At 59.7% G+C, this 18,433-nt stretch carries 16 protein-coding genes and 1 pseudogene; 7 read left to right on the plus strand and 10 right to left on the minus strand.

From position 1 onward, the window contains the following. Positions 1 to 28: 28 nt before the first annotated feature. Positions 29 to 535, minus strand: a complete 507-nt coding sequence (locus tag ACIPL2_RS06125; RefSeq protein ID WP_059407439.1) for an ATP-dependent zinc protease — start codon at positions 533 to 535, stop codon at positions 29 to 31. A 269-nt stretch (positions 536 to 804) separates the two neighbouring features. On the opposite strand from ACIPL2_RS06125, the gene ACIPL2_RS06130 reads away from it, so the two are divergent. Next, positions 805 to 1,692, plus strand: coding sequence for an acyltransferase (locus ACIPL2_RS06130; protein ID WP_401353953.1), 888 nt, complete (start codon positions 805 to 807; stop codon positions 1,690 to 1,692). Between the two features lies 1 nt (position 1,693). Here the strand turns inward: ACIPL2_RS06130 and ACIPL2_RS06135 are convergent, their stop codons facing one another. Then, entirely contained in the window at positions 1,694 to 2,248 is a 555-nt protein-coding gene (locus ACIPL2_RS06135; protein ID WP_401353955.1) for a DUF2780 domain-containing protein, read from the minus strand. Positions 2,249 to 2,539: 291 nt separating this feature from the next. On the opposite strand from ACIPL2_RS06135, the gene ACIPL2_RS06140 reads away from it, so the two are divergent. The 4 genes from ACIPL2_RS06140 (at position 2,540) to ACIPL2_RS06155 (ending at position 5,892) form a co-directional block, all read left to right on the plus strand. Continuing rightward, positions 2,540 to 3,133, plus strand: a complete 594-nt coding sequence (locus ACIPL2_RS06140; protein ID WP_401353958.1) for a fasciclin domain-containing protein — start codon at positions 2,540 to 2,542, stop codon at positions 3,131 to 3,133. Positions 3,134 to 3,256: 123 nt separating this feature from the next. Further along, on the plus strand, positions 3,257 to 3,823 hold the full coding sequence (locus ACIPL2_RS06145) for a sigma-70 family RNA polymerase sigma factor (protein ID WP_401354289.1): 567 nt from the start codon (positions 3,257 to 3,259) through the stop codon (positions 3,821 to 3,823). Further along, entirely contained in the window at positions 3,820 to 4,494 is a 675-nt protein-coding gene (locus tag ACIPL2_RS06150; RefSeq protein WP_401353960.1) for an anti-sigma factor domain-containing protein, read from the plus strand. Before ACIPL2_RS06145 ends, ACIPL2_RS06150 begins: the two co-directional genes overlap by 4 nt. 270 nt (positions 4,495 to 4,764) lie before the next feature. Continuing rightward, positions 4,765 to 5,892: an RHS repeat-associated core domain-containing protein gene (locus tag ACIPL2_RS06155; protein WP_401353963.1), complete on the plus strand. Its 1,128-nt coding sequence runs from the start codon at positions 4,765 to 4,767 to the stop codon at positions 5,890 to 5,892. 135 nt (positions 5,893 to 6,027) lie between these two features. Here the strand turns inward: ACIPL2_RS06155 and fdhA are convergent, their stop codons facing one another. The 8 genes and pseudogenes from fdhA to ACIPL2_RS06195 all read right to left on the minus strand — a co-directional run bounded on the left by fdhA (position 6,028) and on the right by ACIPL2_RS06195 (position 16,069). Then, entirely contained in the window at positions 6,028 to 7,227 is a 1,200-nt protein-coding gene (gene fdhA / locus ACIPL2_RS06160; RefSeq protein WP_401353965.1) for a formaldehyde dehydrogenase, glutathione-independent, read from the minus strand. 204 nt (positions 7,228 to 7,431) lie between these two features. Then, positions 7,432 to 8,289, minus strand: a complete 858-nt coding sequence (gene purU, locus ACIPL2_RS06165; protein ID WP_401353968.1) for a formyltetrahydrofolate deformylase — start codon at positions 8,287 to 8,289, stop codon at positions 7,432 to 7,434. 117 nt (positions 8,290 to 8,406) lie between these two features. After that, complete coding sequence (locus tag ACIPL2_RS06170) at positions 8,407 to 9,039, minus strand: sarcosine oxidase subunit gamma (RefSeq protein ID WP_401353970.1); 633 nt, start codon at positions 9,037 to 9,039, stop codon at positions 8,407 to 8,409. A 143-nt stretch (positions 9,040 to 9,182) separates the two neighbouring features. Then, entirely contained in the window at positions 9,183 to 12,200 is a 3,018-nt protein-coding gene (locus ACIPL2_RS06175; RefSeq protein WP_401353973.1) for a sarcosine oxidase subunit alpha, read from the minus strand. Next, positions 12,197 to 12,526 carry a sarcosine oxidase subunit delta gene (locus ACIPL2_RS06180; protein WP_046818244.1) on the minus strand — a complete coding sequence of 110 codons (330 nt, stop codon included), beginning with the start codon at positions 12,524 to 12,526 and terminating at the stop codon, positions 12,197 to 12,199. The genes ACIPL2_RS06175 and ACIPL2_RS06180 overlap by 4 nt, the downstream gene beginning before the upstream one ends. 14 nt (positions 12,527 to 12,540) lie before the next feature. Then, a pseudogene (locus ACIPL2_RS06185) lies at positions 12,541 to 13,796 on the minus strand (sarcosine oxidase subunit beta family protein). Between the two features lie 17 nt (positions 13,797 to 13,813). Further along, on the minus strand, positions 13,814 to 15,067 hold the full coding sequence (gene glyA / locus ACIPL2_RS06190) for a serine hydroxymethyltransferase (protein ID WP_401353976.1): 1,254 nt from the start codon (positions 15,065 to 15,067) through the stop codon (positions 13,814 to 13,816). Between the two features lie 285 nt (positions 15,068 to 15,352). Beyond that, a complete protein-coding gene (locus ACIPL2_RS06195; RefSeq protein ID WP_401353980.1) occupies positions 15,353 to 16,069 on the minus strand; it encodes a TraX family protein in 717 nt (238 codons plus the stop codon). Positions 16,070 to 16,200: 131 nt separating this feature from the next. Here ACIPL2_RS06195 and ACIPL2_RS06200 point away from each other — a divergent pair, with 131 nt between their 5' ends. Continuing rightward, the gene (locus tag ACIPL2_RS06200) at positions 16,201 to 17,241 is read left to right on the plus strand and encodes a low specificity L-threonine aldolase (protein ID WP_401353982.1); all 1,041 of its coding nucleotides are present in this window, start codon (positions 16,201 to 16,203) and stop codon (positions 17,239 to 17,241) included. Between the two features lie 236 nt (positions 17,242 to 17,477). Beyond that, positions 17,478 to 18,305, plus strand: coding sequence for an SDR family oxidoreductase (locus ACIPL2_RS06205; protein WP_401353984.1), 828 nt, complete (start codon positions 17,478 to 17,480; stop codon positions 18,303 to 18,305). The last annotated feature ends 128 nt before the right edge of the window (positions 18,306 to 18,433 follow it).

Raw genomic sequence — 18,433 nt, forward strand, 5'->3', positions numbered from 1 at the left:
CGGTGACTCAAGCCTCACACCCCGTCAATCAGCAGTCCGGTTTGTCGGCGGTGAAACGCCGAGCCGGGTTCACCGCCGCACCAAACTCACGCAACGCCTTGGCACCAATCAGCAACGGATAGTTGAAGCTGCTGCGGTCAGTCAGGTTGACCTCCACCGTGCGCTTGACGTTGCCCAGGCACAGTTCCAGATCGACCACCGGGCGCTTGGTGGGTGCGATCTTTTCCTCATCATCTTCGTCTTCTTCGGAGCGGGTCTTGATCTTGCTGATCCGCGCGACCTTGTGTTCGTAGACCTTGTTGCTCGCGTCCTTGGTGGCGAGGCGGAAGCGTACCCACTCGTCGCCGTCGCGGGTGAAGGTTTCGATGTCTTTGGCCGACAGCGACGCGGTCAGGGCACCGGTGTCCATTTTGGCCTTGAGGACTTCGCCGCCGATTTCCGGCAGCGCAATGTATTCGTAGCGCCCGTACAGGGTCGGCTCAGCGGCCAGGACCGGCAGGGCCACGAGGGAAAGCAGTGCAAGGAGGGATTTCACGTATTGGGCTTCCTTGGAGAGTGGGCAGCGGGATTTTAGACCGTTGTTTGGATGATCGTTCCCACGCTCCGCGTGGGAATGCCTCTTGTGACGCTCTGCGTCACGCTTTTGGGACGCCGAGTGTCCCAGGCTGCATTCCCACGCAGAGCGTGGGAACGATCGGTGTAGAGAGGTTAACGGTTTGAAAGTGAAACATTCGTCACCACCGATTTGGCCTGCTGCCCGAAGCTGCTTATCATTGCGCGCCCAAACGCTTTCAAGAGTTACTTATGCGCCGCCTGCTCACCGGCTGTTTCGTCACCCTGCTGCTGTTACTCAACACCCTGGTCCTGTTCGGCCCGCTGATGGCGTTTGCCCTGCTCAAACTGGTACTTCCCGGACGTTTTCGGGATTACGCTTCGTGGGCGGTGATGTGGATCGCCGAGACCTGGGCCGAAATCGACAAGCTGATTTTCCGCCTGTGCATTCCCACCCAATGGGACATTCGTGGTGGCGATGACCTGCGCCGCGACACCTCTTACCTGGTGATCAGCAACCACCAGTCCTGGGTCGACATTCCAGCGCTGATCCAGACGCTGAACCGACGCACGCCGTTCTTCAAATTCTTCCTCAAGAAAGAACTGATCTGGGTACCGTTCCTGGGCCTGGCGTGGTGGGCGCTGGATTACCCGTTCATGAAGCGCTACACCAAGGCGTTCCTGGCGAAAAACCCGGAGCTTGCCGGCAAGGATCTGGAGATCACCAAAGAAGCCTGCGAGCTGTTCAAGCGTCAACCGGTGACGGTGGTCAATTACCTGGAAGGCACACGGTTCACGGCGGCGAAAAGCGTCCAGCAGCAGTCACCGTTCACCCACCTGCTCAAGCCCAAGGCCGGTGGTGTGGCGTTTGTGCTGGCGGCGATGGGCGAACAGCTGGACGCCATTCTTGATGTGACGGTGGTGTATCCGCAGCAGAAAATTCCGGGGTTCTGGGATTTGCTCAGCGGCAACGTGCCGAGGATCATCATCGACATCAAGACCCGCGAACTCGACCCGGCACTGTGGCAGGGCGATTACGAGAACGACCCGGTGTTTCGCGAAACCGTCCAGAACTGGGTCAACCAGCTCTGGATCGAAAAGGACCAGCGCATCGACGCCTTGCGCGCCGAGCGCCGCTGAATCAACTACCGGTGCCGGCGCCCCAGATCCCGCCCAGGCTTTCCAGCAGCGAACCGCCGACGCCCTGCTGGCCGAGGTATTGCAGAATCACCGGGGCAAACTGACCGATCATGCCGCTGTCCATGCCCAGCGCATTGAAGGCATTGTTCAGGTCGTTGGCGTTCTTCACGGTGCCCAAGGCGTTTTCCAGACCAGCGGACTTACCGGACGAGCCAAGCAAGCCGGCGAGAGCGCCCAGTTCACCGCCGCCCGACAACGTGTCGATCCCCGGTACGCTTTTCGCCAGTTCCGAGTAGTCGGTCGAACTCAACTGATTCTTCGCCAACCCCAGCATCGCGCCAGTACCGCCAACGGCTTGTTGCGGCGTCACGTTCAATTGGCTCAGCGCACTCAGCAGGCCGGCCGTCTGCGAGGTCGGCGCGGCCGCTGCGGCGGCGTTATCGCCCTGCATGCCGGAGAGGGCATTGGCCGCATCGCTCAGGTTGAACTGAGCAAAGACCGGGCTGGCGGCCAGACTCATCAGCGAAGCCAGTGCAAAACCGCGTGAAATCTTCATCGAGACAACCTCTTAAAGGCATATACCGCCCACCCATGAGCGGCGAAAAACTGTGTGTTGGACTGGTAACCCCGCACATTGTTCCCACCGTCTGTAGGCGCGAGCTTGCTCGCGATGGACGTCAACGATAACGCGTACTTCCTGAATCAACGCCGCGCTCTCGGGTCCATCGCGAGCGAGCTCGCTCCTACAGAAAAGAATTTTCCGCGCTGCATCCAGTCGGGTCCCGGCTACGTATATCAAGCACGGACAGACATTCCTGGCCGATTCTCCCCACACAGGATCATCACCATGAAACGCACTTCGATCAAAACACCGTTGATGGCCAGCCTGCTGACCCTGGCCCTTGGCGGCGCACTCGCCCTGAACACCGTGCAAGCGGCCAGCATGGGCCACGACAGTGTCACGGTCGGCGGCCAAAGCATGCTGCCAAGCAAGGACATCGTCGATAACGCTGTGAACTCCGCCGACCACACCACCCTGGTGGCGGCCGTGAAAGCGGCTGGCCTGGTCGACACCCTCAAGGGCAAGGGCCCGTTCACCGTGTTCGCCCCGGTCAACTCGGCGTTCACCGCCCTGCCCGCCGGCACCGTCGACACCCTGCTCAAACCGGAAAACAAAGCGACCCTGACCAAGCTCCTCACGTACCACGTGGTCGCCGGCAAACTCGACATGATGACCCTGGCCGAGAAGATCAAGGCCGGTGGCGGCAAGACCGAACTGACCACCGTAGCGGGCGGCAAGCTCTGGGCGATGATGAACGGCCCGCACAACATCACCATCAAGGATGAAAAAGGTGACGTCGCCGACATCACCACCTACGACGTCTACCAGTCCAACGGTGTGATTCAGGTCATCGACAAAGTCCTGATGCCGAAAAGCTGAGCTGTGCCGCCGACCCTGCGCATCAGGGTCGGCGGTTTTGCGAGGTGTCCACCCGTGAATGGAACAACCCCACGCCGTGAACTAACCTCTGCCTGCCACCGGCACCGCACGTAACCCGTCTCGATTGCCTGGAGAACCGCTATTCCCATCACCGACGCCGATCAACTCAGGCAGCTTCTCGCCCAGTGCTCACTGGGCGATCGCCGCGCGTTCGAGACGCTTTACCGTAGCGTCGGCCCGCGCTTGCACGGCGTAGCGCTGCGCTTCATGGGGCGTCCCGACCTGGCCGAAGAGGTGCTGCAGGAAAGCTTCGTGCGCATCTGGAACAACGCCTCGCGCTACGAAGCACATTTGTCGGCGCCGCTGACCTGGATGATCAACATCACGCGTAATCAAGCCATCGACCAGTTGCGCAAACACCGCGACCGGCCGTTGAGCGATGTCGAAGAGCAAGCGCTGGTGGATGACAGCCCATCGGCCCACGAACAATTGAGCAGTGCCCGCGACGCCAGCGCCTTGAATCGTTGCCTGGACAGTCTCGAAGGCATGCAGCGTCAATCGATTACCGTCGCGTACTTTCAAGGGTTGTCGTGTGCTGAACTGGCCGAACATCTGGCCGCGCCGCTAGGCTCGGTGAAGTCCTGGATCCGCCGCGGCATGGAACGCCTGCGCAGGTGCCTGGAATCATGAACTATCAAACCCCAACCCTGCGCCGCGCCCTCGCCGCCGATTACGCCATTGGCCTGATGCCGGCTGCCGCGCGTCGACGGTTCGAACAGTTATTGCTGGAAGACGCGGCGTTGCGCTCGGAACTTGCGCAATGGCAGGCAAACCTCGCCAGCTTGACCGACGCGTTACCCGAACAACCGGTGCCGGATAGCGTCTGGCAAGGGATTACCGCGCGGATCGAACCGCAAGTACTGCATGTGCCTGCAAGGCGTCCGTTCTGGAACTGGATGCGGGTGACGGCAGCCGTTTGCTCGCTGGTAGTCGCCGTGACGTTGGGTGTTATCTACAACCGCGACAGTGCGCGATACAGCGCCACGTTGCTGGCGGCAAACGCGCAGCCTGCGCTGAAGGTTGAAGCGCATGAGGATTATTTGAACGTCGAACCGCTGACCCTCGCCGCCGTCGAGCCAGGACAGAGCCTGGAGTTGTGGGCGATTCCGGCGGATGGCAAACCGATTTCCCTCGGGGTGATTCCGGCGGGAGGCAAAGGCAAAGTTGAATTGAACGACGCGCAGAAAGCACTCATCGGAAAGCCGATTGCCTTGGCGGTCAGCCTTGAACCGAAGGGCGGCTCGCCAACCGGACAACCGACCGGACCTGTGTTGTATCAAGGCGCACTAGCGGCGTTGTGACCGACTCCGAAGATGAAACGCACCCTTTGTAGCAGCTGCCGAAGGCTGCGTTCGGCTACGCAGCAGTCGTAAACCCGACATGCACGGTCTACCCGACACACCGCGAACCCCGATTTTACGACTGCTACGCAGCCGAACGCAGGCTTCGCCAGCTGCTACGGATCGTGTTGTGACCAAGATCCGACCCTATCAGTTCTGCTAGTAGGCAACCCTGTTCGATTGCGCCACAGTCAAACCCTGAATCGATGCCTCTTCAGGGAGATCAGACCCATGCAGATCGACAGCAAAACCTTGCTCTGTCGCTACCAGTACGACGCACTTAATCGACTGGTCGCGAACACGCCGTTGACCCAGGCCGTTACCCAGCGCTTCTACATGAATGATCGCCTGGCCACCGAGATTCAAGGCGCCGAGCAGCGCTCGATCATGCAGCACGACGATCAACTGCTGGCGCAGCAACAACGTCAGAGCGGCACCTTGGAAACCCGCTTGTTTGTCACTGATCAGCAGCGTTCGGTGGTGAACGTAATCGCTGCGGCACGGCGCAATCCTCTGGCCTACACGCCTTATGGCCATCGTAATCCGCAGAACGGGTTGCTCAGCTTGCTCAGCTTCAATGGCGAACGACCCGATCCCGTAACCGGCTGTTATTTGTTAGGCAATGGCTATCGGGCGTTTAACCCGGTGTTGATGCGATTTAACAGTCCGGACAGTTGGAGTCCGTTTGGGGAAGGGGGCTTAAATGCGTATGCGTATTGCGTGGGGGATCCAGTTAACGAAACAGATATGAACGGTCACTCATCAAACGCCTTACTGGGAGGTAAATTTAATCAATTGCCCCTGTTAAAAATGCGATTTAATAATACAACCAAAAAAAACATTCAAACGCTATCAGGAGACATGAAAGAAATAAAATCGCTCAACCACGGAATTTCAAGCTTTATAGACAACTACAAAGGACAAACACGACTCAACTTCATAGGCCACGGCACTGAAAAGCCGATCAACGGATATCACAAAATCATTGCTAAGGAAGGGGCACTTACACCGGACCAACTATATGAATCCGCTATCATCTCTGGAGTAGATATAGAGAAACACAAAACCATTCGCCTTTTAATGTGTTACTCCGCAAACGGCGGATCAGCCTCCTTCGCCCAGCGTTTCTCTGACATAACGAAAACCATAGTAAAGGCATTTGTAAATCCCGTATCGCTGGATCCTGGAGTAGATCGAGTCACCTTTATGCTTCAGGACCAATCAAGCGCACTTCGTCAACAAACAGACGGCTCCATCAGCTATAAGGGAATGAAAGTATTCAAAACAAACCCTTATACTCGCGGGACAAAGGAACGACGCACATTCTCCTATCAACCGGTAAAATTTTATCCCCGATAAACTCGTGTCTGTCTAAGTTCAATGGTTGATTTTCATTTCCTAGAATCCATGCCTTAGTCAAGCGATTTGGTTCGCTGATATTTAGATAAAAATCGTTCACCCTTGCGAGTGAACGATTTTTTCTATCTTTGGTCCTTACGCTGCACTAAACATCTTATGCGGATCAATCACAAACTTCTTCGGCACGCCCGCATCAAACTCGCCATAACCCTGCGGTGCCTGATCCAAGCTGATCACCTGAACGCCCACCACTTCGGCGATGTTGATACGGTCCCACATGATCGCCTGCATCAGCTGGCGGTTGTACTTCATCACTGGCGTCTGGCCGGTGTGGAAGCTGTGGGATTTAGCCCAGCCCAGACCGAAGCGGATGCTCAGGCTGCCCATTTTCGCGGCGGCATCCACAGCACCTGGATCTTCAGTCACGTACAGGCCCGGGATACCGATTTTGCCGGCCACCCGAACCACGCCCATCAGCGAGTTGAGCACGGTCGCCGGGGCTTCGTGTTTCACGCCGTCATGGCCGTGGCCGCGCGCTTCGAAGCCTACGGCGTCGATGGCGCAATCCACTTCCGGTTCGCCCAGCAATGCAGCGATTTGTTCGTGCAGCGGGGTGTCCAGGGACAGGTCGGCGATTTCGAAACCCTGGGCCTTGGCGTGTGCGAGGCGGACGGTGTTGACGTCGCCGATGATCACCACTGCCGCGCCCAGCAGGCGAGCGGAAGCGGCGGCGGCCAGACCGACCGGGCCGGCGCCAGCGATGTACACGGTGCTGCCTGGGCCAACGCCGGCAGTCACTGCGCCGTGATAACCGGTGGGCAGGATGTCGGAGAGGCAGGTCAGGTCACGGATTTTTTCCATGGCGCGATCGCGGTCCGGCAGTTTCAGCAGGTTGAAGTCGGCGTACGGCACCATCGCGTATTCAGCCTGACCGCCGGTCCAGTCGCCCATGTCGACGTAACCGTAGGCACCGCCTGGACGCGCCGGGTTAACGCTGAGGCAGACACCCGTGTGCATTTCCTTGCAGGAACGGCAGCGCCCGCACGCCACGTTGAACGGTACGGACACCAGATCGCCGATCTGCAGGTTCTCGACGTCGCTGCCCTTCTCGATCACTTCACCGGTGATCTCGTGACCCAGCACCAGGCCGGTTTGAGCGGTGGTACGACCGCGCACCATGTGCTGATCGGAACCACAGATGTTGGTGGAAACTACGCGCAGGATGACAGCGTGATTAATCTTCCTGCCACGCGGGTCCTGCATTTTCGGATACTCGATATTCTGTACTTCGACCTTGCCAGCGCCGAGATACACCACACCACGATTGCCAGACATGCTTTCACCTCGCTGTTGTTTTTATGTAGCGGTCGCGTCGCCCAGGATCGGCGGCGCGTTGATTGCTCGGGTTATTGCCTGTGTCTTTTTGCGTTGTCTGTCAGGGCCTCTTCGCGGGCAAGCCTCGCTCCTACAGGATTGGGGTTGCCCCATTATCGCGTCCGCCCCACCCCTGTAGGAGCGAGGCTTGCCCGCGAAGGCGATCTAAAGAACGACGGTGCGATTGGCGTTCAAAAACACCCGTCGTTCGATGTGATATCCAACGGCACGCGCCAGGGTCAGCCCTTCGATATCCCGCCCCTTGGCGATCAGGTCTTCCGGGTAATGACTGTGGTCCACGGCCTCCACGCCCTGGGCGATGATCGGGCCTTCGTCCAGGTCGTTGTTGATGTAGTGCGCCGTCGCGCCGACCAGTTTCACGCCCTTGTTGTAGGCCTGGTGATACGGCTTGGCGCCCTTGAAGCCCGGCAGCAGGGAGTGGTGAATGTTGATCGCCTTGCCATCAAGTTTGCGGCACAGCTCTGGCGACAACACCTGCATGTAGCGGGCGAGAATCACCAGTTCGGCACCGGACTCTTCAATCACCTGCCAGACCTGACGCTCCTGTGACGGTTTGTCGTTCGGGTCCAGGGGAAAATGGTAGTACGGAATCTGGTGCCAGTCGGCCAGCGGTTTGAGGTCCGGATGATTCGAGATCACGGCGGCCACGTCCATCGACAATTGGCCGATGCGCTGGCGGTAGAGCAAGTCGTTGAGGCAGTGATCGGCCTTGGAAACCATGATCACCACTTTCGGCCGGTAATTCGGCGCGGTCAGTTCGAAGACCATGCCGAAGCCCTGGCCACGCTCCTCAAGTCCGGCGCGGAACGCTTGTTCGTCGAAACCATCGGGCTGGCGGAATTCCACACGAATGAAGAAACGACCCGAGAGCCGGTCATCGAAGGAGTGGTGTTCGGTGACGTAGCAGCCCTGCTCGAACAGAAAGCGGGTCACCGCGTCCACGGTGCCGAGGACGCTGGGGCAGTCGGCGGTCAGAATCCATGTGTCTGGGGCGCGGCTCATAGTGCGGTGACTCCTGTTGTTATGGGCAACCGCTTCGCGGTTGTTCGCGGGCAAGCCTCGCTCCTACAGAGGAATGCATTCCAAATTTAGGAGCGAGGCTTGCCCGCGAAGGCAATTTCAAGCCTGAACGCTAAGCCCGTACTCAGCCGAAGCATCCTGCAACCACAGCCACCAGTAATCCGAGAAGCTGCGGCGGATCAGCAGTTCCCAGGTGTCTTCAGCGGTATGACGGATCACCAGTTGCGACTTGGCGAACACCGTGCCGACGGCCTTGCCCACCGGGAAGCTGTTCGGGTGCACGTCGTAGCTGGTGGATTTCATCAGCACCTGGCGCACCTTCGGGCCGCTCAGTTCGAGGATCTGCTGGCCGCCGCTGACGTTGGTGATTGCGATGTGCAAGTCACCCAGCGCTTCACGGAGTTTCTGCTCGGCGGCGAATTCTTCACCGGTCGGCACGATCAGCAACCATTCATCCGGCCCCATCCATTGCAGGCTGGTTTCACCTTTGACGACGACGGTCAGCGCTGCCGGCAATTCGATGCCGAGGGCTTTGTGCACGCCCGCGGCGAAGGCGGCATCGTGGCCATCGCCACGGATGGTCAGGTGGCCGAGGAGTTTTTTCTCACGCACGGTCACGCCGGCGCTTTTGCGACCCTTGCCCACCAGGCTGGCGAGGTCGGCGTGATGCAGCGACGACTCGGCCTTGGCCCCGGTGGTTGGGCGTTGTTGGTAAACATTGGCTGCGGTCATAAAGCACCTTTCCTGAATTCTGTTGGTTCCTGTGGTGAAGGCACTGCCGTCATCGCTAGCAGGCTAGCTCCCACATTCGACCGTGTTTCCCTGTGGGAGCTAGCCTGCTAGCGATTGGCAGCCCCCCACAGATCTCGAGGCCATCAAATATTCTGGCGATCGCCTTTCGGATCGAAGAACACCGAAGAAACGATTTCCGCTTCGATCACGCTACCGTCCGCCAGTGGCGCAAACACGCGTTCACCGATGCGCTTCAAGCCGCCCTTGACCACACCCATGGCAAACGAATAGCCGAGGGAGTTGTGCAAGTAGCTGGAGGTCACGTGACCAACCATGGTCATCGGAATCGCTTGCTTGGTGTTGAACACCAGTTGCGCACCTTCCGGCAGCCATTTGGTCGGATCGATCGGCTTCAGGCCAACCAGCTGTTTACGTTGATCACGCACGCAGTCTTCGCGGTTCATGCCACGCTGGCCGATCCACGAGAACGGTTTGGTGCGACCGACACACCAGCCCATGTTCAAGTCATCCGGCGTCATCGAGCCGTCGGTGTCCTGGCCAACGATGATGAAACCCTTCTCGGCCCGCAGGACGTGCATGGTTTCAGTGCCGTATGGCGTCAGGTTGTACTGTTTGCCGGCCTCGACGATTTTCTCGAGCACGCCCATCGCATAGTCGGCCTGCACGTTGACTTCGTACGACAGTTCACCGGTAAACGAAATCCGGAACACCCGCGCCGGCACACCGCCGACCAGGCCTTCTTTCCAGGTCATGAACGGGAACGCTTCGTTGCTCAGATCAATGTCGGTGACCTGGCTGAGCAGCTTGCGGCTGTTCGGCCCGGACAGGGTCATGGTCGCCCAGTGATCCGTCACGGAGGTGAAGTACACCTTCAGGTCTGGCCATTCGGTCTGGTGGTAGATTTCCAGCCATTGCAGTACGCGTGCTGCGCCGCCCGTGGTGGTGGTCATCACGAAATGGTTGTCGGCCAGACAGGCGGTTACGCCGTCGTCGAAGACCATGCCGTCTTCTTTACACATCAAGCCATAACGCGCCTTGCCCACATCGAGCTTGGTCCAGGCGTTGGTGTAGATGCGGTTGAGGAACTCGCGCGAGTCCGGCCCCTGGATGTCGATTTTGCCCAGGGTCGAAGCGTCCAGCAGACCGACGCTGTCGCGCACGGCTTTGCATTCGCGCTTCACGGCCGCGTGCAGGTCTTCACCGTTTTTCGGGAAGTACCAAGGACGCTTCCACTGACCGACGTCTTCAAACTCGGCACCATTCTTCACGTGCCAGTGATGCAGCGCGGTGTGACGGACCGGCTCGAAGATGTGCCCACAGTGACGGCCGGCCACGGCGCCGAAAGTCACCGGCGTGTAGTTCGGGCGGAACATGGTGGTGCCCATCTGCGGGATGGTCACGTTCAGCGAACGGGCGGCGATGGCCAGGCCGTTGACGTTGCCGAGTTTGCCCTGGTCCGTACCGAAGCCCAGTGCGGTGTAGCGTTTGACGTGCTCGACCGACTCGAAGCCTTCGCGGGTCGCCAGTTCGATGGCGGCTGCGGTGACGTCGTTTTGCAGGTCGACGAATTGCTTCGGCGCACGTGCGGTGTTCTTTTCGTGCGGTACCTGGAACAGCGCCAGGGTCGGTTCTTCGAGACGGCTCAGGGCTTTCGGCAAGGTGCCTTCGACCACGCTGAAACCGGCTTCGCTGGCTGCGCGAGCGCCGCCTTCAAAACCATCGGCCAGGGAATCGCCGAGGCCGTAGACGCCGTTGATGCCACCGACGCACACGCGTTTCTGCGGTGCTTCGCCCGGTACGAAACCGAGGATGTCTTCACGCCAGATCGGCTTGCCGCCCAGGTGCGAAGCCAAGTGAACCACCGGGCTGTAACCGCCGGAGCTGGCGACCAGGTCGCATTCGAGCCACTCGCCAGGACTGGTCACGGCGTGCGCTTTGACGTCGATCGCGGCAACGCGAGCGGCGGTCACGTGCTTGCTGCCACGGGCCTCGATCACGGCGCTGCCAGTGAGGATGCGGATGCCTTTGGCGCGCGCTTCTTCAACCAACGCACCGCGCGGATTGCTGCGAGCGTCGGCGATGGCCACGACTTGCAGGCTGGCATCGAGCCAATCCAGAGCAACGCGATAGGCGTGGTCGTTGTTGGTCGACAGCACCAGTTTTTTGCCTGGTGCCACGCCGTAACGACGAACATACGTCGACACTGCGCCGGCGAGCATGTTGCCCGGCACGTCGTTGTTGCCGTAGACCAGTGGACGCTCGTGCGTGCCGGTCGCCAGCACGACGCGCTTGGCGCGAACACGGTGGATGCGCTGACGCACCTGGCCAATCGGGGCGCGGTCGCCGAGGTGATCGGTCAGGCGCTCGTGGATGGTCAGGAAGTTATGGTCGTGATAACCGTTGACCGTGGCGCGCGGCAACAGCAGCACGTCCGGGGTGTTTTTCAGCTCGTCGATAACGCTGGCGATCCACTCGGCCGCCGGCTTGCCGTCGAGGCTTTCGCGGGAATCGAGCAGGCTGCCGCCGAACTCTTCTTGTTCATCCGCCAGAATGACACGTGCACCGCTGCGCGCCGCGGCCAATGCAGCGGCCAGGCCAGCAGGGCCACCGCCGACGATCAGCACGTCGCAATGCTGGTTCATGTAGTCGTAGGTGTCCGGATCGTTCTCGGTCGGCGATCGGCCAAGACCGGCGGCTTTACGAATGTACTTCTCGTATGTCATCCAGAACGATTGCGGGTACATGAAGGTTTTGTAGTAGAAACCCGGCGGCATCAGCTTGCCGCCGACCTTGCCGAGAATTCCCATCATGTCGTTGTTCACGCTCGGCCAGCCGTTGGTGCTGGTGGCGACCAGGCCTTGGTACAGCGCTTGTTGCGTGGCGCGTACGTTGGGGATCTGCGTGGCTTCGGTCGCGCCGATTTGCAGCACGGCGTTCGGCTCTTCGGCACCGGCGGCGAAGATGCCGCGCGGACGGGAATATTTGAAGCTGCGACCGATGATGTCGACACCGTTGGCCAGCAGGGCTGCGGCCAGGGAATCGCCTTCAAAGCCTTTGTAGACCTGGCCGTTGAAGGTGAAGCTCAGCACTTTGTTGCGGTCGATCCGTCCGCCGTTGGACAGGCGATTGATCTGGCTCATACCTTCTCTCCCAGAGCCGTGGCGGCCGCTTTCGGGCTGTCGGTCTTGTCGGTGAATTGTGGCTTGGTGCCGATCTTGTAGGTCTCGAGAATCTCGTAGGTCACGGTGTCACGGGTGGCGTTGAAATACTGACGGCAACCGGCGACGTGATCCCACAGTTCGTGGTGCAGGCCGCGAGGGTTATCGCGGAAGAACATGTAGTCGCCCCACTCCTCGTCGGTGCAGCTGTTCGGATCCAGTGGACGCGGGATGTGCGCCTGGCCGGATGCGTGGAATTCCTCTTCGGAGCGCAGCTCGCCGCAGTGAGGACAGAAGATATGCAACATGGGGATTTCTCCTGTTAGTGGGCAACCGCAGCAGCGCCGTGTTCATCGATCAACGCACCGTTGTGGAAACGGTCGATGGAGAAAGGTGCAGCCAATGGGTGCATTTCACCCTTGGCCAGGCTCGCGGCAAAGACGTTGCCCGAGCCAGGTGTTGCCTTGAAGCCACCGGTGCCCCAACCGCAGTTGAAGAACATGTTCGGGACCGGGGTTTTCGAGATGATCGGGCAGGCATCCGGCGTGGTGTCGACGATGCCGCCCCACTGCCGGTTCATGCGTACGCGGGACAACACCGGGAACATCTCGACGATGGCCTGGATGGTGTGCTCGATCACCGGGTACGAACCACGCTGGCCGTAGCCGTTGTAGCCGTCGATACCGGCGCCGATCACCAGGTCGCCCTTGTCGGACTGGCTGATGTAACCGTGTACGGCGTTGGACTGATCACGCTGTCGATAATCGGCTTGATCGGCTCGGACACCAGCGCTTGCAGCGGGTGGGATTCTATCGGCAGACGGAAACCGGCGAGCTTGGCCATGTGTCCGGAGTTACCGGCGGTGACCACGCCGACGCGCTTGGCGCCGATGAAGCCCTTGTTGGTTTCAACACCGATGCACACACCGTTTTCCTTGCGGAAGCCGATGACTTCGGTCTGCTGGATCAGGTCGACGCCCAAGGCGTCAGCGGCACGGGCAAAGCCCCACGCCACGGCATCGTGACGGGCCACGCCGCCACGACGCTGGACGGTGGCGCCCATCACCGGGTAGCGGGTGTTTTTCGAGCAGTCGAGGTACGGAATCTCGTCGGCCACTTGCTTGGCATCGAGCAATTCGCCGTCCACGCCGTTGAGGCGGTTGGCGCTGACCCGACGCTCGGAATCACGAATGTCCTGCAGGGTATGGCACAGGTTGTAGACGCCGCGCTGGGAGAACATCACGTTGTAGTTCAGGTCCTGGGACAGGCCTTCCCACAATTACAACGCGTGTAGTTAAAGTTCCGCCTCCTCTACCCACTGGTATTTGTTGCTAACGATGGTGGTGTTGCGCGCGGTGTTACCGCCGCCCAGCCAGCCTTTCTCGACCACGGCCACGTTGGTGATGCCGTGTTCCTTGGCCAGGTAGTAGGCGGTCGCCAGACCATGCCCGCCACCGCCGACGATGACCACGTCGTAGACCTTTTTAGGGGTCGGCGTGCGCCACATTTTCTGCCAGTTTTCGTGATGGCTGAGGGAGTGTTTGAAGAGGCCGAAGCCTGAATAGCGTTGCATAGTCATTTACTCCAAAACCGCGCTCAGCGATAAACCGGGAAGTCCGCGCACAAGGCTGCCACTTGCTGTGCAACATTGGCCTCGACATCGGCGTCGCCGAGGTTGTCGAGGATGTCGCAGATCCAGCCGGCCAGCGTGACGCACTGGGCCACCTTGAAGCCGCGAGTGGTCACCGCCGGGGTGCCGATACGCAGGCCGGAGGTCACGAACGGCGACTGTGGATCATTCGGGACAGCGTTCTTGTTCACGGTGATGTGGGCGCGACCGAGTGCTGCATCCGCCTCTTTACCGGTGAGGCCCTGACGGATCAGGCTGACCAGGAACAGGTGGTTGTCGGTGCCGCCGGACACTACATCGTAGCCGCGTTTGATGAATACGCCGGCCATGGCCTGGGCGTTGTCGATCACTTGTTGCTGGTAAGCCTTGAAACCGGGCTCCAGCGCTTCCTTGAAGCACACCGCTTTACCGGCGATCACGTGCATCAGCGGGCCGCCCTGCGCGCCGGGGAATACTGCGGCGTTGAGCTTTTTCTCGATCTCTTCGTTGGACTTGGCCAGGATCAACCCGCCACGCGGACCGCGCAGGGTCTTGTGGGTGGTGGTGGTGACCACGTCGGCATAAGGCAGCGGGTTCGGGTACAGACCGGCGGCGACCAGACCGGCCACGTGGGCCATGTCGACGAACAGCAGCGCACCGACCTTGTCGGCAATCTGCCGGAAGCGCGGGAAGTCGAGGGTCTTGGAGTAGGCCGAGAAGCCGGCAACGATCATCTTCGGCTTGCACTCGACGGCCAGGCGCTCGACTTCGTCGTAATCGATCAGACCGGTCTTGGTGTCGATGCCGTACTGCACAGCGTTGTACAGCTTGCCCGAGGACGACACTTTGGCGCCGTGGGTCAGGTGGCCGCCGTGGGCCAGGCTCATGCCGAGAATGGTATCGCCCGGCTGGATCAGGGCCAGGTAAACGGCGCTGTTGGCGGAAGAACCGGAGTGCGGCTGCACGTTGGCGTAATCGGCGCCGAACAGTTGCTTGGCGCGTTCGATGGCCAGGGCTTCAACCTTGTCGACGTGCTCGCAGCCACCGTAGTAGCGCTTGCCCGGATAGCCTTCGGCGTATTTGTTGGTCAGGCCACTGCCTTGCGCTTCCATGACGCGTTTGCTGGTGTAGTTCTCTGACGCGATCAGCTCGATGTGATCTTCCTGGCGTTGCTCCTCGGCATTCATGGCCGCCAGCAGTGCATCGTCGTAACCCTTGATCTGGTCTTGCTTGCTGAACATCGCGTCTCTCCCAGCGGCATCTATGCGCCATTCGTCTCGGTAAGGCACTGGCGTTTCGGCAGTGCCCTTTGAATGCGATGGTATGACCGGCGCAGACAGGTCAAATGCCTACGGACGCCACGCAAAGGTGCGTTTACGACATGGGCTGAAATGGCTGACTGAAGAGGGTCCTCGAATCAGCCTGGATCCCTTGTGGGAGCGGGCTTGCTCGCGAATGCGGTTGTTCATCCGACACAGATGTTGACTGGCCCGACGCATTCGCGAGCAAGCCCGCTCCCACAAGGGTCAGGCGATGACCTGTCGCACGGCGAGCAACAGCAGGAAGTGCACGGGATAGAGCGCGTACGCCCCGCGGCGCATGGGTGGTGGCTGAATACCTTTCGCGTGTCGCAACAAGAGCAGCCCCAGCAGTGGCGCGATCAGACAAGCGGCAATGCCGAGGATGGCCTCACTGCTGTGAAACCGCGCGGAGGCATACAGCACTTGCCACTGATTGGCCGCCAGGCAGACCAGCCCCGGCAACAGGCTGAAATACCAGGGCCGACGGATCACCAGCAGCATCGCCAACGGCAGCAGCACACCGAAGAAACCGAACATCAGTCGCTCCGAGAACACTGCCGCCAAGGCTAGAGCGCCGACCGCCAGCAGTCGCGATTGCAGGTTTTTGTGCTGCCAACCACGCGCCAGCAGCAGACCGAGCGCCAGCGTGGGCATCACGTTCAAGGTGTCGGGATCAGGAATGTACAGCCGATAAGGAATTTCGCTGATGGCGCTAAACAACAGCAACCAACCCAGATAACGCCATTGACTGCCGTTCGACACGACACGCGTCCGCGCGAGATTGGCGGCCATCGCCAGGCAGAACCACGGAAACGCCAACCGTCCCGGCACATACAGCAGATCGACGGAATAACCGACATATCGCAGGTGATCGAGCACCATGCACAGCAGCGCCAGCCATTTGAGCAGATCGAGCGCCCCATCCCTTGGCGTCATGTGCATAATTGCCCGTCGTCCCTGTATTTTTCTGACAGCATCATCCCGTGTGCTCTCCTGACGATCTTGGGTAAAGTGCGCACCATCATTGACCACGAAGCTCTTCACCATAAGAGCCTCGACCACGGAAGCCGGCCATGACCGATAAGAGCCAACAATTCGCCAGCGACAACTATTCCGGTATCTGCCCTGAAGCCTGGGCTGCCATGGAACAGGCCAACCACGGCCACCAACGCGCTTATGGCGACGATGAATGGACCGCCCGCGCGTCCGACGATTTCCGCAAGCTGTTCGAAACCGACTGCGAAGTGTTTTTCGCCTTCAACGGCACCGCCGCCAACTCCCTGGCCCTGTCGTCGCTGTGCCAGAGTTACCACAGCGTGATCTGCTCGGAAACCGCCCACGTCGAAACCGACGAATGCGGCGCCCCGGAATTCTTTTCCAACGGTTCCAAGCTGCTCGTCGCCCGCACCGAAAACGGCAAGCTGACCCCGGAATCGATCCGCGAAATCGCCCTCAAGCGCCAGGACATCCACTACCCGAAACCGCGCGTCGTGACCCTGACCCAAGCCACCGAAGTCGGCAGCGTCTACACCCCGGAAGAAATCCGCGCGATCAGCGTCACCTGCAAAGAGCTGGGCCTGAACCTGCACATGGACGGCGCGCGGTTCTCCAATGCCTGCGCATTTCTTGGCTGCTCGCCAGCGGACCTGACCTGGAAGGCCGGTGTCGACGTACTGTGCTTTGGCGGCACGAAAAACGGCATGGCGGTGGGCGAGGCCATTCTGTTCTTCAACCACAAACTGGCCGAAGACTTCGATTACCGCTGCAAACAGGCCGGGCAACTGGCCTCGAAAATGCGTTTCCTCTCGGCGCCGTGGGTCGGCATCCTCGAAAACGACGCCTGGCTCAAATACGCCAAACACGCCAACCACTGCGCGCAATTGCTGGCGGAACTGGTGAGCGACATTCCTGGCGTCGAACTGATGTTCCCGGTGCAGGCCAACGGCGTATTCCTGCAACTGTCGGAACCGGCCATCGCCGCACTGACAGCCAAGAGCTGGCGCTTCTACACCTTCATCGGCAACGGCGGCGCACGCTTCATGTGCTCGTGGGACACCGAAGAAGAACGCGTACGCGAATTGGCGGCGGACATTCGCGAAGTCATGTCCCGCTAAACCTGCTTGACTGTAAGACTGTGGGAGTCGTGTAGGAGCTGTCGAGAGAAACGAGGCTGCGATCTTTTGACGTTGGTTTTTTAAGATCAAAAGATCGCAGCCTCGTTTCTCTCGACAGCTCCTACACAGCTCCCGCAGTCCTGCAGTCCTGCCGCCCCTGATCGTTTGCCCTGAAAGACATGGTCTACATTGTTTGTCGAGCCTCCGCTCACATAACAATAATCAGGAGCGCACGCATGTCTTTACAAGGCAAAACCCTGTTCATCACTGGCGCCAGTCGCGGGATCGGTCGTGAGATTGCGCTGCGGGCCGCGCAGGATGGGGCCAACATTGTGATTGCGGCCAAAAGCGCCGAGCCCCACCCCAAACTGCCCGGCACTATTTTCAGCGTGGCCAGGGAAGTCGAAGCCGCGGGCGGCAAGGCGCTGGCGTTGCAGGTGGATGTTCGCGATGAAGTCGCGGTACGCGAGGCGCTGGCCCAGGCCCACGAACATTTCGGCGCCATCGATGCGCTGATCAACAACGCCGGGGCGATTAAGCTGACCGGTGTTCAACACATCGAGCTCAAGCGCTTCGACCTGATGCACCAGATCAACACCCGCGCCGTGCTGTTGTGCAGCCAGGCGGCCCTGCCCTATTTGAAAAAAACCAATGGCCACATCCTTAACCTGTCGCCACCCTTGAACCTGGCGACAAAATGGTTTGCCCAATACAGCCCCTACACGGTGACCAAATACGGCATGAGCATGCTGACCCTGGGCATGAGCGAGGAATTTGCCGGTTATGGCATCAGCGTTAATTCACTGTGGCCGCAGACGATGATTGCCACCGCTGCCATCGAATTTCAGCTCGGCTCACGCGAGTCTTTCAAACACGCACGAACACCGGCGATCATGGCGGACGCTGCCCATGTCATCCTGGACAGCAGCGGTCGCAGCATTACCGGTCGGTTGCTGATTGATGAAGAGATTCTGAGTGAGCACGGCGTGACGGATTTTCAACCGTATCGGTTTGCGCCTGACTCCACCGACAAACTGATGCCGGATCTGTTTGTCGACGAATGAAACGAGCTGTGTAGGAGCTGTGGGGGGGAAAGAGGGGGGGGGGTTTTTTTTTTTTTTTTTTTTTTTAAAAAAAAAAAAAAAAAACACCCCGGTGAATAGCAAAAACAAAAAAGTGGGTTTTTTGTTGG

This window comes from Pseudomonas sp. NPDC086251 (genome assembly GCF_044746405.1).
Classification (GTDB): Bacteria; Pseudomonadota; Gammaproteobacteria; order Pseudomonadales; family Pseudomonadaceae; genus Aquipseudomonas.

What these genes read in the sequence shown, in the direction of transcription:
- ACIPL2_RS06130 (WP_401353953.1), top strand. Translation starts at nt 805, where the DNA reads ATGCGCCGCCTGCTCACCGGCTGTTTCGTCACCCTGCTGCTGTTACTC.
- ACIPL2_RS06135 (WP_401353955.1), bottom strand. Translation starts at nt 2,248, where the DNA reads ATGAAGATTTCACGCGGTTTTGCACTGGCTTCGCTGATGAGTCTGGCC.
- ACIPL2_RS06140 (WP_401353958.1), top strand. Translation starts at nt 2,540, where the DNA reads ATGAAACGCACTTCGATCAAAACACCGTTGATGGCCAGCCTGCTGACC.
- ACIPL2_RS06150 (WP_401353960.1), top strand. Translation starts at nt 3,820, where the DNA reads ATGAACTATCAAACCCCAACCCTGCGCCGCGCCCTCGCCGCCGATTAC.
- ACIPL2_RS06155 (WP_401353963.1), top strand. Translation starts at nt 4,765, where the DNA reads ATGCAGATCGACAGCAAAACCTTGCTCTGTCGCTACCAGTACGACGCA.
- fdhA (WP_401353965.1), bottom strand. Translation starts at nt 7,227, where the DNA reads ATGTCTGGCAATCGTGGTGTGGTGTATCTCGGCGCTGGCAAGGTCGAA.
- purU (WP_401353968.1), bottom strand. Translation starts at nt 8,289, where the DNA reads ATGAGCCGCGCCCCAGACACATGGATTCTGACCGCCGACTGCCCCAGC.
- ACIPL2_RS06170 (WP_401353970.1), bottom strand. Translation starts at nt 9,039, where the DNA reads ATGACCGCAGCCAATGTTTACCAACAACGCCCAACCACCGGGGCCAAG.
- ACIPL2_RS06175 (WP_401353973.1), bottom strand. Translation starts at nt 12,200, where the DNA reads ATGAGCCAGATCAATCGCCTGTCCAACGGCGGACGGATCGACCGCAAC.
- ACIPL2_RS06180 (WP_046818244.1), bottom strand. Translation starts at nt 12,526, where the DNA reads ATGTTGCATATCTTCTGTCCTCACTGCGGCGAGCTGCGCTCCGAAGAG.
- glyA (WP_401353976.1), bottom strand. Translation starts at nt 15,067, where the DNA reads ATGTTCAGCAAGCAAGACCAGATCAAGGGTTACGACGATGCACTGCTG.
- ACIPL2_RS06195 (WP_401353980.1), bottom strand. Translation starts at nt 16,069, where the DNA reads ATGCACATGACGCCAAGGGATGGGGCGCTCGATCTGCTCAAATGGCTG.
- ACIPL2_RS06200 (WP_401353982.1), top strand. Translation starts at nt 16,201, where the DNA reads ATGACCGATAAGAGCCAACAATTCGCCAGCGACAACTATTCCGGTATC.
- ACIPL2_RS06205 (WP_401353984.1), top strand. Translation starts at nt 17,478, where the DNA reads ATGTCTTTACAAGGCAAAACCCTGTTCATCACTGGCGCCAGTCGCGGG.